Source organism: Mesorhizobium sp. M0633 (assembly GCF_040320645.1).
GTDB lineage: Bacteria > Pseudomonadota > Alphaproteobacteria > Rhizobiales > Rhizobiaceae > Mesorhizobium.
The window spans coordinates 51,427-64,655 of record NZ_JAMYQC010000019.1; the positions used below are offsets into that span (position 1 = coordinate 51,427).

Here is a 13,229-nt window from a genome sequence, read left to right on the forward strand (position 1 = left end):
CAGACTTCGCGCCTCAATCCTTCGCGCGCTCGACATAGGCGCCATCGGCCGTCATCACCACCACGCGGGTGCCGGCGCTGATGTGTGGCGGCACCAGGGTACGCACGCCGTTGGACAGCGTTGCCGGCTTGTAGGACGAGGACGCCGTCTGGCCCTTGGTCACCGGCTCGGTCTCGACCACCTCGAAAGTGGCGCGCTGCGGCAGTACCAGCGAGATGGCGATGTTGTTGTATTGCGAGATCTGCACCGGCATGCCTTCCACCAGATAGGGCGCCATGTCGCCGATCACGCTTTCCGGCACCGCGACCTGGTCGTAGCTCTCCGGATTCATGAAGTGAAAGCCTTCGCCGTCACGGTAGAGGAACGTGTGCTCGCGCTCCTCGACATAGGCGCGCTCGACCTGCTCGGTGGTGCGGTAACGCTCGGAAACCTTTACCCCGTCGGAGATACGCCGCATGTCGAGCTGGGTGACCGGCGTACCCTTGCCAGGATGAATGTTTTCGGCAAAGAGGATCACATAAAGCTTGCCGTCCTTTTCGACGACGTTGCCTTTGCGTAAGGAGCTGGCGATGACCTTCACGGGTTTCCATCCTGATAAAATTTGTTGGCGCAAATCGGCTGGAGAGGCCGTTGCGTGCGGCCTAGCGCATCTTGGCCGCAATCGCCAGCCCTCTGTGCAATTCCCCTGAAGCCGATGACCGCCGCCTCGCCGTGGTGGACGCCGCATGTCCACGCCGACCGCCGGCCACGGCTGATCCTGCGCAATGCCATTGCCGCCGGGATGCGCGACTGGTTCGCCCGCCGCGACTTCGTCGAGGTGGAGACATCGGCCCTGCAGGTCTCGCCCGGCAATGAAGCGCACCTGTCGGCCTTTGCCACCGAGGCGATCGGGCCGGACGGGCAGCGCCAGCCGCTCTACCTCCACACGTCGCCGGAATTCGCCTGCAAGAAGCTGCTTGCCGCCGGCGAGGAGCGCATCTTCAGCCTCGGGGCTGTCTGGCGCAACCGCGAGCGCGGCCCCTTGCACCATCCTGAGTTCACCATGCTCGAATGGTACCGCGTCGGCGAGACCTATGAGAGCCTGATGCGCGACTGCGCCGAGCTCGTAGCGCTGGCGGCCGAACGGGCCGGAGCGAAGCGTTTTAGCTTCCGCGGCCGTGAAGCCGATCCGTTCGCCGAGCCGGAACGGTTGAGCGTCGCCGAAGCTTTCATGCGCCATGCCGGCATCGATCTGCTGGCGACGGTTGCAGCCGATGGCAGCACCGACCGCGCGGGGTTGCATGCCGCCCTGGTCCAGGCCGGATTGCGGACCGCGCCCGATGACAATTGGGCCGACCTGTTCAGCCGGGTGATGGTCGAAAAAATCGAGCCGGCGCTGGGGCAGGGGCGCAACACCATTCTTTTCGGATATCCGATCTCGGAGGCGGCATTGGCCCGGCCGAGCGCCGACGATCCGCGCACCGCCGAGCGCTTCGAGCTCTATTGCTGCGGCGTCGAGCTCGCCAACGCCTTTGGCGAATTGACCGATCCGGCCGAGCAGCGCCGGCGCTTTGCCGCCGAAATGGATGAGAAGCAGCGCGTCTATGGCGAACGCTACCCGATCGACGAGGATTTCCTCGCCGCGCTCGCCATCATGCCGCAGGCGAGCGGCGCCGCGCTCGGCTTCGACCGGCTGGTGATGCTCGCCACCGGCGCGCTCAGGATCGACGACGTGATCTGGACGCCGGTGGCCGCTTCCTGAGGGATTGTCGATCTCGCTCGCCGTTCATCCGCCTGCGGCCTGCGGTCCTGTTTGGGCGCTTGATGCACCCGGTTTGCCCGCTTCGCCATTGCAGAAGCGGCATCGGGACAATAGATGGTGCAGCAGCGGCTGCCCTTCAGCCGGCCGGAAATAACAGGATCATGCGCATGACCGATACGCTCGACGCAGCGAAACTGACCGATCGCGTCGCGGCCCTGGTCGAGGCTGCCAAACGGGCCGGCGCCGATGCCGCCGATGCCGTTGCGGTGCGCGGCCGCTCGACCGGCGTGTCGGTGCGGCTTGGCAAGGTCGAAGGCACAGAGGCGTCCGAGAGCGAGGACGTCTCGCTGCGCGTCTTCGTCGGCAAGCGGGTAGCGAGCGTTTCGGCAACGGCGGCATCCGACCCCAATATGCTGGCCGAGCGCGCGGTCGCCATGGCCAAGGTGTCCCCCGAGGATCCCTATCAGGGCCTCGCCGACCCGGCCTTGCTGGTCAAGAAACCGCGCGACCTCGATCTGTTCGACGCCACCGAGGTGTCGGCGGACCAGTTGAAGGAAGCAGCGCTTGCCGCCGAAGCGGCGGCGCTTGCCGTCAAGGGCGTCACCAATTCGGCCGGCAGTGGCGCCAGTGCCGGGCTTGGCGGCCTGGTGCTCGCCACCTCGCACGGCTTCGTCGGCCATTACGTCGCCTCGCGTTTTTCGCGCTCGACCAGCGTGATCGCCGGCGAGGGCACCGGCATGGAGCGCGACTACGAATTCTCCTCGCGCCAGCATTTTTCCGATCTCGACGCGCCGGAAGACATCGGCCGCAAGGCCGGTGAGCGCGCCGTACGCCGCATTGGCGCGCGCAAGGCGGCGACCGGGCCTGTCGACGTGGTGTTCGATCCGCGTGTGGCGCGCGGCATTGCCGGCCACCTTGCCGGTGCCATCAATGGCGCCGCGGTGGCGCGCAAGACCAGCTTTCTCCGCGACATGATGGGCAAGAAGGTGGCTTCGGCCGCAATCACCGTCACCGACGAGCCGCTCCGGCGCCGTGGACAGGCCTCGCGCCCGTTCGACGGCGAAGGCGTCGAGGGCGAAAAACTGTTCATGGTCGACAAGGGCGTGCTCAACCACTGGTTCCTGTCGACTTCGGCGGCTCGGGAACTCGGCCTCGTCACCAATGGGCGCGGCTCGCGCAGCGGCTCGTCGGTCTCGCCGTCGTCGACCAATCTCGCCATCGAGCCCGGGGAAAATACGCCGGAAGAGCTGATCAAGTCGCTCAAGACCGGCTTCTACGTCACCGAAGTGTTCGGCCAGGGCGTCGACATGGTGACGGGCGAATATAGCCGCGGCGCTTCCGGCTTCTGGATCGAAAATGGCGAGCTGGCCTATCCCGTCGCCGAGGTGACCATCGCCTCCAATCTGAAGACGATGTTCCTCAACATGGTTCCGGCGAGCGATCTCGACCGCAATTTCGGCACTGCCGCGCCCACGCTTTTGATCGAAGGAATGACCCTTGCCGGAGCTTGACCCGGCCGTCTCGGCCGGCGCTACTGAAGACCTGCAGCTGTTGCGCGATGCCGCCCGCGAGGCGGGACTCATCGCCATGCAGTACTTCAACAACAATCCGCAGGTGTGGATGAAGGGCGGCACCTCGCCGGTCAGCGAAGCCGATCACGCCGCCGACAAATATCTGCGCGAGACCTTGCTGGCGGCCCGGCCGGATTATGGCTGGCTGTCGGAGGAAACCGTCGACGACCCGGTAAGGCTCGTCGCGCGCCGCACCTTTGTCGTCGATCCGATCGACGGCACGCGCGGCTTCCTCGAAGGGCTGCCCACATGGTGCGTCAGCGTCGCTGTGGTCGAGAACGGCCGAACGCTTGCCGGCGTGCTCGACTGCCCGGCGAAGGGCGAAATCTATTGGGCGCTGCCGGGCGAGGGCGCGTTCCTGAATGGCAGGCGCATCAGCGTGCGTCCGCCGTCGGAAACGGCCGAAATCGCCGGACCGAAGGCGATGATCGACCTGATGCCGGCGAAATGGCACAAACGGCTGAAGCGCGTGCTCTATATTCCTTCGCTCGCCTACCGGCTGGCGATGATCGCCGGCGGCCAGCTCGATGCCACCTTCGTCAAGGCCAACGCGCATGACTGGGACATCGCCGCGGCCGATCTCATCCTGCGCGAGGCAGGCGGCGCCTTGCTCGATCGGCATGGCCGCGCGCCGCTCTATGCCGGCGAAGTGATCCGTCACGGACCGCTCGCCGCCGGCAGCGGCGAACTCCTCGCCGTGCTCGCCGGCGTCATCGCCGGGCTGGACAATTGACCACTATCAATAGTTCCAAAGTCGGCGGCTTTGGTCTAGACCTGTCCCAAACTCACGATATGTGAAGGATCGACATGGCCGCTGAAGACGGAAAGAAACAGCTTTTGCACCTGGTGTTCGGCGGCGAACTCAAGAAGCTGGGCGGCACCGAATTCCGCGATCTCGACGCGCTCGATATTGTCGGCATCTATCCGGACTATCAATCGGCGCACGCCGTCTGGAAGGCCAAGGCGCAAGCTAGCGTCGACAATGCCCATATGCGCTATTTCGTCGTTCACCTGCACCGCCTGCTCGACCCCGAAAACAAGGCTGTCGGTTGACATCGATGAACCATGAAGCGGTCAAGCGATCAGCCCCGCGGTCGGCGGTCAGACGTCGCAAGCCGAAGACGTTCTGGCGCAAGATCCGCGAACCGCTGGCGCAGTCGCGATTCGTCAAGAATGCGCTTGCCGCGCTGTTTGCGTATTTCGTCCGCCTTGTCCGCTTGACCAACCGCATGGTCGACGGATCGGCCAAGTTTTCCGGCGGCGCCTATGCGCAGCTCGAGCCTGGCATCATCGCGCTCTGGCACGGCCAGCACCTGCTGACCCCGGCCTACTATCCCAAGGGACGGCCGCTGGTTGCCATGGTATCGCGCAGCGCCGATGCCGAGCTCAACGCGCTGATGGTCGAGAAATTCGGCATCGAGGCGGTGCGCGGCTCTGGCGGGCGCGAAAGCGCAAGGCATCTCGACAAGGGCGGGGCCAAGGCGCTCATCGCCCTCAAAAAGTCGCTCGCCACCGGCAAGAATGTCGCCATGATTGCTGATATTCCCCACGGCACGCCGCGCGATGCGGGGCTCGGCGTCGTCCTTCTGGCGCGGCTGTCCGGCCGGCCGATCCTGCCTGCCGCGATAGCCACCAGCCGCCGCAAGGTGATCGAGGGCAGCTGGGACAAGACGACGATCAACTTGCCCTTCGGCCGCTCCTCGATTGTCGTCGGCACGCCTATCTTCGTGCCGGCCAACGCCGACGCCGCGGAAATGGAACGCAAGCGCCAGGAGGTCACGGCCTCGCTCAATGCCGCGACCGCCGAGGCCTATCGCCTTGTGGACGGTTCGAAATGAGTATGCGCTGGGCCCGCGCCTTCCTGACGGCCTACCGCTTCGCCGGGGCCGCCGCTTACCCGCTGGTCGGACCTTACGTCGCCTGGCGCACTTCCAGAGGCAAGGAGGACCGCATTCGCCGGCGTGAACGCTACGGCGTCGCCGGACGCGAGCGTCCCGAAGGCCCGGTGATCTGGATCCATGCAGCCAGCGTCGGCGAGACCATCGCCGTCGTGCCGCTGGTCGAGAGCATTCTCGATTACGGCGTCAACATCGTGCTGACGACGGGCACGGTCACCTCGGCGCAGGTCGCCGAAGAACGGCTGGGCGACCGCATCATCCACCAATATGTGCCGCTCGACCTCAAGCCGGCGGTCAGTCGCTTCCTCGACCATTGGCAGCCGGACCTGGCGATCATCGCCGAATCGGAGATCTGGCCGATGACCATCCTGGAACTCGGCGCCCGCCGCGTGCCGCAGGTTCTGGTCAACGGCAGGCTGTCCGACCGCTCCTTCAAGTCCTGGAAGAAGCGCGCCAACATTGCCGAAGCATTGTTCGAAAATCTCGCCCATGTCGTTGCCCAGTCGGACCTCGATGGCGAGCGCTTCCTTTCGCTCGGCGCCAGGCCGGTCACCGTGTCCGGCAATCTCAAGGTCGACACCGCGCCGCCGCCGGCCGACGAGCGGGCACTGGCGGCGCTGAAACGCCAGATCGGCGGCCGCCCGACCTGGGCGGCGATCTCGACCCATGACGGCGAAGAGGCGGTCGCCGCCGAAGTTCACGCCATGCTGCACAAGCGCCACCACGGGCTTTTGACGATCATCGTGCCGCGCCATCCCGATCGCGCCGGGCAGCTGGCCGCCCAGATTTCCGGCATGGGCCTGAAGCTGGCGCAGCGCAGCAAGGGCGACAGGATCACCGCCGACACCGATATTCTTCTCGGCGACACGATCGGCGAGATGGGGCTTTATCTGAGGCTGACGGAAATCGCCTTTGTCGGCCGTTCGCTGACTTCCGAGGGCGGCCAGAACCCGCTGGAACCAGCCATGCTGGAGACAGCGGTGCTTGCCGGCCGCAACGTCCAGAATTTTCGCGAGGCCTATCAGCGCCTGCTCGATAGCGGCGGCGCCAAGCTGGTGCGCGACCGCGATATGCTGGCCGGCGCCGTTAATTTCCTTTTGACCAACGAGGCGGCCCGCCATGAGATGATGGCGGCGGGTGCGGCGACGGTCGACGAGATGCGCGGTGCGCTGGCGCATACGCTCAGGTCGCTCGAGCCCTATATCCAGCCGCTGGTCGTCAAGTCGCGCCTGAAGGGCGCGAACGGGCGCTGACGTGACCTCGGAAGCGCCACCCTTCTGGTGGGAAGAGCCGGACTGGCGGGTCACGGCGCTGTCGCCGCTTTCCGCCATCTATGCGCTTGTCGCCGGTCGCCGCATGCGGCACGCGCCGCGCGAAAAGGTCGAGGCGCCGGTGCTCTGCGTCGGCAACTTCACCGTCGGCGGCACCGGCAAGACGCCGGTGGCGATCGCGCTGGCCGAGCAGGCCCGGCGCATGCAGCTCAATCCGGGTTTCCTGTCGCGCGGCCATGGCGGCTCCTTCGCGCAGCCGCATATCGTCGATCCGCACCACGACGCCGCCAAGCATGTCGGCGACGAGCCGCTGCTTCTGGCCGAACACGCGCCGGTCGCGGTGACGCCGAACCGGGCCGCGGGCGCCAGGCTTCTGCTGGAGAAGCTCGGCTGCGATTTCTTGATCATGGATGACGGTTTTCAGAGCGCGCGCATCCACATCGACTATGCGCTGGTCGTTGTCGATGCGCGCCATGGCATCGGCAATGGCCGCGTCATCCCCGGCGGGCCTCTGCGGGCAAACATCGTCGACCAACTGATCTTCACCAGCGCCTTGCTGAAGATGGGCGAGGGCACCGCGGCCGACACGGTCGTGCGCCAGGCAGCGCGCGCCGGCAGGCCGATCTTCGAGGCGCACACTGCCCCGAGCAGCAAGGTGACGCTGGCCGGCAGGCGGTTCCTGGCGTTCGCCGGCATCGGTCATCCCGATAAGTTTTTCGACACTGTCCGCGAGGCCGGCGGCGAGCTTGCGCTGACCAAATCGTTTCCTGACCATCATTTCTATGGCGAGGACGAACTTGCCGAATTGGCGGCGACGGCGCGTAAAGCCGGGGTTGGCCTCATTACCACCGCCAAGGACGCTGCCCGCCTGCGTCACGGCGCGGCGCCGCCGGAATTCCTCGACGGGCTCGATGTGCTGGAGATCGACACCGTCTTCGAGCTCGACCATGTGCCGCAACGCATCATGGACGAGACGCTGGATGCCTGGCGGCAGCGCCGGCTTAAAGGCTGACCAGAAGCTTGAGCACCGAGGCAATGCGGGACTGGAATTTGCAGCTTTCCGCCGGTCGAACGTATTTTGTTCTTGCTTTGTGCCGGCAGCTATGCTAGTAATTTAGCTAGGTGATGATTCGCCGGTGACCCGCCTTCGAGCCCGAGGCGGGCTTCAAGATAGCCTCTAAAGGTTTCGGTGTTGCCGGCCTGACGCCGCGGCAGAGGGCGCAGGATCGCAACGGGGCGGCTTCCATTTGCGCTGGACTAGCGTCGGCGGCGCAGTTCCGGATGCGCTTCGATCTCGCGGCGCAGCGAGGCGGCGGCGTTCACATAGGGTTCCTGCCTGGCGACACTCCAGTATTTAAGCTCGTCGAGCGGGATGCTCTCGCCGGTCACCGCGCAGCGCACGAAGGCGCCGGGGCTGGTCACCTGGAAGTCGCCGTCGAGATAGCGGATGCGGGCTTCCTTGCCGCCGGGTCCTTCGAAACGGTTCATCATGGGGTGGTGCCGAAATTCATGACGATGTCATCGCCACAAATTGCGGCGAGGTCAAGCTCGGTTGGCCTTGCCTGGTTCTGTTTCTGGTGGCACTTGCTCGAACAAGCCGGCAAACCGGATGCCAATGCATGTCGCGCAAAAGTGTGCAGCGGTTTTGCGCGACATGCATAAACACAAGAACCTGAAGCGCGTCGCATGAGGCCGGTCGAACGCAACGCGCCTTAGGCATCTCATTCTTCGGCGATGATAAACTCTTCGATCTTCTCCGCTGGCAGCCCGGCCTGGACGGCGATGCGCCGGGCGAGTTCGGCGGCGGCGGCGCGCGGGCGCCCCAGCGGCCGGTCGAGCCAGTAAGATATCGGGCTTAGCGCACTGCGCTCGTCTACGGCGACGATGCGGCCCGATTTCAATTGGTCCACCGTCAACGGCGGACGTGCCAGCGCAATACCGAGCCCGTGCGCGGCGGCGTCGAGCACGAGGTTGTAGTCCTCGAAACGGCGGTCGTGCGGCCGCGGCCGATAGTCCGTCTCCTGCGCCGCAAACCAGGCGCGCCAGGCCGAAGCGTCGGAATCATTGATCACCGGAAATTCGAGCAGTCGGGCGGGATCTCCGCGACCGATCTGCCTGGCCAATTCCGGCGAGGCGACAGGGAACACATATTCTTCGAAAAGCTGTACCGAGATCCGGCCCGGAATGCGGCCGCGCCCGCAGCGGATCGACAGGTCGATGCCCTCGTCGGCAAGATCGCCCTGGCGGATGTCGACGTCGAGCACTATACGCAGCTTGGACGGGTGGTTCTCCAGCGCCGCCATGCGCGGCATCAGCCACAGCCCGCTGACCGAAGGGATCGAGGTCAGCCGCACCACCGCCGTGCCGCGCGGCTCGACCCAACGGTCCGAATTGCTGGCGATCAGGGCAAAGGCTTCGGTGGTGCGCAGATGCAGGCGATTGCCTTCGACGGTCAGCGAGACGCCGCGCGCGCCGCGATCGAAGACTTTCAGCCCAAGCCAGCCCTCGAGCTTGGCGATCTGCCGGCTGACGGCGCCGTGGGTGATGTTGAGCTTCTCGGCCGCCGCCGAAAAGCTGCCGGTCCGAGCCGCGGCGTCGAAGGCGCGCAGCGTTTCGAGCGGCAGCATCGGGTCTAAGCTGTGATCCATAGTCACAGGTGATCCTCGATTTGTTCGTTTGTCAACCGACCCGCAATAGCGTTTCTCTACTTCATGGCATTGGATCGCGAGGACACCCAGATGAGCGCTTACACCGGCACGTTGAATACGACACAGCGCATGGATGCCACGGCTGCCATCGCGGTGGCGCTGACGGTGGTCGGCTGGGCCTCCGCCTTTCCGGCGATCCGCGCCGGCCTTGCCGCTTTCGGGCCGCTGGAACTTGGCGCGCTGCGCTTTGCCATCGCCGCGGTTCCGGCGGCGATCTTCCTCGCGGTCAAGCGGCCGGCGCTGCCCAGGCTCGATGAACTCTGGCGCTTTGTCTTCGGTGGTGCCGTCTTCGTCGCACTCTACACGGTGATGCTCAATTTCGGCGAGCTGACCGTTTCGGCCGGTGCGGCCGGCTTCATCATCAATGTCAGCCCGATCTTCACCGCCATCATGGCCATGGCGCTGCTCGGCGAACGCTTCTCGGGCCTGGCCTGGGCCGGCACATTCCTGTCCTTCGCCGGTATCGGGATCATCGCCATGGGCGAGGGGCAAGGGCTGCATTTCAACAGCGGTGCGCTGCTTGTCCTCGGCTCGGCGCTGTGCTCGGCCGTCAACACCATCGTCCAGAAGCCGCTGTTTGGTCGCCACCACCCGCTGACGATCTCGGCCTCGAACATGGTGCTTGGCGCGCTCTGCCTGTCGCCGTTCCTGCCGAGCGGTCTGGCGCAAGCGGCGGTCGCCGACACCGCCGGGCTCGGCGCCGTCATCTTTCTCGGCATCGTGCCCAGCCTCATCGCCTACGCTGCCTGGGCAACAGCACTTTCCCGACTGCCCGCGGCGCGTGCCTCGAACTTCCTCTATCTGGTGTCGCCGATGGCGACGCTGATCGGCTTCTTTTGGCTGGGCGAGGTGCCGACGCTGCTTGGCATCTTCGGCGGCGCGCTGGCGCTAGGCGGCGTCATCGTGGTGAATTTGAAGAGATGAGCAAAGGGTTTGGGGCTGTGCCTGACTCGAAAAGAGCCGCTGTACAGCGGCTCTTTTCGTACCCCCACCCCGCTGCTTCGCAGCGACCCTCCCCACAAGGGGGAGGTAAGCTCCTCGCGAGGCGCCCGCGGCTAATCTCCCTACCTCCCCCTTGTGGGGAGGTCGGACCGAAGGTCCGGGTGGGGGCTGCGCCCTGCGAGTTTCTTATCGCCTCCCAAACAGCCTCTCGATATCCGCGAGCTTGAGCTCGATATAGGTCGGGCGGCCATGGTTGCAGGTGCCGGAGCCCGGCGTCGCCTCCATCTGGCGCAGCAGCGCGTTCATCTCTTCCGGTTTGAGCAGGCGGCCGGAACGCACCGAGCCGTGGCAGGCCATGGTCGCGGCTATTTTGTCCAGCCGCTCCTTCAGCGTGTCGACCGTATCGTTGTCGGCGATCTCGTCGGCGAGATCGCGCACCAGCTGCTGGACGTTGGTCTCGCCGAGCATCGACGGCGTCTCGCGCACCGCGACGGCGCCGGGGCCGAAGCGCTCGATGCCGAGGCCGAAGCGGGCCAGCGTCTCGGAGTGGATGGCAAGCCGTTCGGCGTCTTCTTCCGGCAGATCGACGATCTCGGGCAGAAGCAGCATCTGCGACGGCACCGCGCGTGAGTGGAGGGCGTTCTTCAAGGCCTCGTAGACCAGCCGCTCATGCGCCGCATGCTGGTCGACGATGACAAGCGAATCCCTGGTCTGGGCGACGATATAATTCTCGTGCACTTGCGCGCGCGCCGCGCCCAGCGCCGTGCCGAGCAGCGTTTCCGCGGCTTCGTTTTGCCCGGCGCGCGCGTCGGCACTTTGGAGTGGCCCGGCGTCGAAGGCCGTCTGCTCGTCCTCGCCGAACCCGTCGCCCATATCGAGCGGCCGCTGTGGCGACCGGGCAGCATCGAACCCGGCAAAGCCCAATGCCCGATAGGCGGCCTCGTAGCTGCGGTGACCGTTGGCCGGCCCGCCATGCGCATAGGATGCGGCGCCTGGCCGGAACGCCGCCATCATGCCGGCGGCCCCTGTGGTGGCGGCGCGGATGCCGGCATTGGCCAGCGCTTCGCGGATAGCGCCGACGATCAGCCCGCGCACCAGCCCCGGGTCGCGGAAGCGCACGTCTGCCTTGGCCGGATGGACGTTGACGTCGACGATCGCCGGATCGAGCGTCAGGAACAGCACGGTGACGGCATGGCGGTCGCGCGGCAGCACGTCGGCGAAGGCGCCGCGAATGGCGCCGGCGATCAGTTTGTCACGCACCGGGCGGCCGTTGACATAAGCGTATTGCTGCAGCGCGTTGGCGCGGGTGAAGGAGGGGACCGAGACATGGCCGGCGAGATGCACGCCGTCCCGCATCGCGTCGATGGCGATCGCATTGTCCGGAAAGTCGGCGCCCATCACCTGTGCCACCCGGCGCAGCCGGCCTTCCGGGCTGTCGTCGGTCGCCGGCAGTTCCAGCGTCGAGCGGTCCGGGCCGGCCAGGGTGAAGCGCACGGCGGGAAAGGCGATGGCGATGCGCTTGACCACGTCGCCGATGGCCGAGCTTTCGGCGCGCTCGCCCTTCATGAATTTGAGCCTTGCGGGCGTGGCGAAGAACAGGTCGCGCACCTCAACCGTGGTTCCGCGATTGGCCGCCGCCGGCCTGACCGCGGAGACGCGGCCGCCGTCGATGCCGATCTCGGCGGCGTTTTCACTGGACGCGGTGCGCGAGCGGATCGACAGCCGCGCCACCGAGCCGATCGAAGGCAAGGCCTCGCCGCGGAAGCCGAGCGAGCGGATGTCGTGAATGTCGTCGGCGAGCTTGGAGGTGCAATGGCGCGCAATCGCCAGCGCCAGTTCGTTTTCCGGAATGCCCAAGCCGTCGTCGCTGACCAGGATAAGATTCAGCCCGCCGCCGGCGGTGACGATCTCGACTCTGGCAGCACCGGCATCGAGCGCGTTCTCGACCAGTTCCTTGACCACGCTTGCCGGACGCTCGATGACTTCGCCGGCGGCGATCTGGTTGATCATCGTTTCGGAAAGCTGGCGGATCGGCATGGGGCACTATAGGCGGATTCGTGGTCGATGCGGGAGGGCGGAATTGAGGAAATCCACGCAGCCGACCGCGGCCGTGCACTTCAACTCATGAGCTTGGGCAGCGCTGCCGACAGTGCATCGACGGCAAGGCGGACTTTCATCGGCAGATGAGGCGTCTGCAACCACAGGGCATGAACGTCGTAGAGAAACCGGGATTGTTCCGGCAACAGCGGGACAAGTGCGCCGGCCTGGATGCGCTGGCGAACCATCCAGTATGGCAGCCACGCGAGCCCCATGCCGGCGGCCGCGGCATCGGCGATGGCATCGAGATCGTCGAGCCGCAATCTGCTGACGGGCCGGATCTCCATCGCGGGGTGGCCATTGCGCGGAAACAGCCACGGCTGAACGGCACGCCCGGAACGGCGGTAGATGATCGCGTGATGGCTGCCGAAGTCATCTATTTCATGTGGCTCGCCGTGCCGGTCGAGATAGGACGGCGACGCGCAGACGACCATGTGCTGGCGCGCGATGCGACGCGCCATTACCCCGGCCTGGTCCTCCAGATCGCCCGTTCTAATGGCAAGATCGCAGCCGTCTTCGGCGAGGTCGGCGAGGGTGTCGCTGAACGACAGGTCAAGTTCCAGCGCCGGATATTGCTGCGCAAGCCCGAACAGGATCGGGGCAACGCAGCGCCGGCCGAAATGCACCGGCATGAGGACACGCAGTTTTCCGCGCGGTTCGGCAAGCTGGTCGGCGGCGAGTGCATCCGCGGCCTCCGCTTCGGCAAGCACCAGCCGGCAGCGTTCATAATAGGCGCGCCCGAAATCGGTCAGGCTTTGGCGACGCGTGGTCCGATTGATGAGGCGCACGCTCAGGCGCTCCTCGAGAAACCGGACATGCTTGCCGACCATCGGCCCGGACAGATCGAGAGCCGCCGCCGCGGCTGCGAACGAGCCCAGGTCGACGGCTTTGACGAACACGGCCATGCTCGTAAGGCGATCCATATTCAAACCCTATAGTTTCTGCTGATCTACTCAAGCGACTATTTATCCGCCTGATGAGCGCTGGCATAGCTGATTCAG

13 protein-coding genes are annotated in these 13,229 nt (G+C 65.8%); 8 read left to right on the forward strand and 5 right to left on the reverse strand.

Going from position 1 to position 13,229, the window contains the following annotated elements:
• Positions 1 to 13: 13 nt before the first annotated feature.
• On the reverse strand, positions 14 to 580 hold the full coding sequence (efp, locus tag NKI47_RS20175; RefSeq protein WP_352569791.1) for an elongation factor P: 567 nt from the start codon (positions 578 to 580) through the stop codon (positions 14 to 16).
• Between the two features lie 114 nt (positions 581 to 694).
• Between efp and epmA the strand changes: the two genes are divergently transcribed.
• The 7 genes from epmA to lpxK all read left to right on the forward strand — a co-directional run bounded on the left by epmA (position 695) and on the right by lpxK (position 7,493).
• A complete protein-coding gene (gene epmA, locus NKI47_RS20180) occupies positions 695 to 1,741 on the forward strand; it encodes an EF-P lysine aminoacylase EpmA (RefSeq protein WP_352593087.1) in 1,047 nt (348 codons plus the stop codon).
• A 167-nt stretch (positions 1,742 to 1,908) separates the two neighbouring features.
• Positions 1,909 to 3,252, forward strand: coding sequence for a TldD/PmbA family protein (locus NKI47_RS20185; RefSeq protein ID WP_352457105.1), 1,344 nt, complete (start codon positions 1,909 to 1,911; stop codon positions 3,250 to 3,252).
• Positions 3,239 to 4,045, forward strand: coding sequence for a 3'(2'),5'-bisphosphate nucleotidase CysQ (locus NKI47_RS20190; protein WP_352569792.1), 807 nt, complete (start codon positions 3,239 to 3,241; stop codon positions 4,043 to 4,045). The genes NKI47_RS20185 and NKI47_RS20190 overlap by 14 nt, the downstream gene beginning before the upstream one ends.
• 74 nt (positions 4,046 to 4,119) lie before the next feature.
• A complete protein-coding gene (locus NKI47_RS20195; protein WP_023674378.1) occupies positions 4,120 to 4,365 on the forward strand; it encodes a DUF4170 domain-containing protein in 246 nt (81 codons plus the stop codon).
• A 5-nt stretch (positions 4,366 to 4,370) separates the two neighbouring features.
• On the forward strand, positions 4,371 to 5,150 hold the full coding sequence (locus NKI47_RS20200; RefSeq protein ID WP_023674379.1) for a lysophospholipid acyltransferase family protein: 780 nt from the start codon (positions 4,371 to 4,373) through the stop codon (positions 5,148 to 5,150).
• Positions 5,147 to 6,463 carry a lipid IV(A) 3-deoxy-D-manno-octulosonic acid transferase gene (waaA, locus tag NKI47_RS20205; protein ID WP_254817457.1) on the forward strand — a complete coding sequence of 439 codons (1,317 nt, stop codon included), beginning with the start codon at positions 5,147 to 5,149 and terminating at the stop codon, positions 6,461 to 6,463. Before NKI47_RS20200 ends, waaA begins: the two co-directional genes overlap by 4 nt.
• A gap of 1 nt (position 6,464) precedes the next feature.
• Positions 6,465 to 7,493 (forward strand): tetraacyldisaccharide 4'-kinase, encoded by a 1,029-nt coding sequence (gene lpxK / locus NKI47_RS20210; protein WP_352593091.1) that lies wholly within the window; start codon positions 6,465 to 6,467, stop codon positions 7,491 to 7,493.
• Positions 7,494 to 7,738: 245 nt separating this feature from the next.
• On the opposite strand, the gene NKI47_RS20215 is transcribed toward lpxK, so the two are convergent.
• Both NKI47_RS20215 and NKI47_RS20220 read right to left on the reverse strand, forming a co-directional pair.
• Entirely contained in the window at positions 7,739 to 7,972 is a 234-nt protein-coding gene (locus NKI47_RS20215) for a DUF2093 domain-containing protein (RefSeq protein ID WP_031211156.1), read from the reverse strand.
• A gap of 230 nt (positions 7,973 to 8,202) precedes the next feature.
• Positions 8,203 to 9,129, reverse strand: a complete 927-nt coding sequence (locus NKI47_RS20220; RefSeq protein ID WP_352593094.1) for a LysR family transcriptional regulator — start codon at positions 9,127 to 9,129, stop codon at positions 8,203 to 8,205.
• Between the two features lie 90 nt (positions 9,130 to 9,219).
• Between NKI47_RS20220 and NKI47_RS20225 the strand changes: the two genes are divergently transcribed.
• The gene (locus NKI47_RS20225; RefSeq protein ID WP_352593097.1) at positions 9,220 to 10,113 is read left to right on the forward strand and encodes a DMT family transporter; all 894 of its coding nucleotides are present in this window, start codon (positions 9,220 to 9,222) and stop codon (positions 10,111 to 10,113) included.
• A 204-nt stretch (positions 10,114 to 10,317) separates the two neighbouring features.
• Here NKI47_RS20225 and mutL read toward each other — a convergent pair whose 3' ends face one another.
• On the reverse strand, positions 10,318 to 12,168 hold the full coding sequence (gene mutL / locus NKI47_RS20230) for a DNA mismatch repair endonuclease MutL (RefSeq protein ID WP_352593100.1): 1,851 nt from the start codon (positions 12,166 to 12,168) through the stop codon (positions 10,318 to 10,320).
• An 80-nt stretch (positions 12,169 to 12,248) separates the two neighbouring features.
• Complete coding sequence (locus NKI47_RS20235) at positions 12,249 to 13,151, reverse strand: LysR family transcriptional regulator (RefSeq protein ID WP_352593103.1); 903 nt, start codon at positions 13,149 to 13,151, stop codon at positions 12,249 to 12,251.
• Positions 13,152 to 13,229 lie beyond the last annotated feature (78 nt).

Coding starts and splice junctions, on each gene's coding strand:
- epmA (WP_352593087.1), top strand. CDS start 695: ATGACCGCCGCCTCGCCGTGGTGGACGCCGCATGTCCACGCCGACCGC.
- NKI47_RS20185 (WP_352457105.1), top strand. CDS start 1,909: ATGACCGATACGCTCGACGCAGCGAAACTGACCGATCGCGTCGCGGCC.
- NKI47_RS20200 (WP_023674379.1), top strand. CDS start 4,371: ATGAACCATGAAGCGGTCAAGCGATCAGCCCCGCGGTCGGCGGTCAGA.
- mutL (WP_352593100.1), bottom strand. CDS start 12,168: ATGCCGATCCGCCAGCTTTCCGAAACGATGATCAACCAGATCGCCGCC.
- NKI47_RS20225 (WP_352593097.1), top strand. CDS start 9,220: ATGAGCGCTTACACCGGCACGTTGAATACGACACAGCGCATGGATGCC.
- NKI47_RS20215 (WP_031211156.1), bottom strand. CDS start 7,972: ATGATGAACCGTTTCGAAGGACCCGGCGGCAAGGAAGCCCGCATCCGC.
- waaA (WP_254817457.1), top strand. CDS start 5,147: ATGAGTATGCGCTGGGCCCGCGCCTTCCTGACGGCCTACCGCTTCGCC.
- NKI47_RS20235 (WP_352593103.1), bottom strand. CDS start 13,151: ATGGATCGCCTTACGAGCATGGCCGTGTTCGTCAAAGCCGTCGACCTG.
- NKI47_RS20220 (WP_352593094.1), bottom strand. CDS start 9,129: ATGGATCACAGCTTAGACCCGATGCTGCCGCTCGAAACGCTGCGCGCC.
- NKI47_RS20195 (WP_023674378.1), top strand. CDS start 4,120: ATGGCCGCTGAAGACGGAAAGAAACAGCTTTTGCACCTGGTGTTCGGC.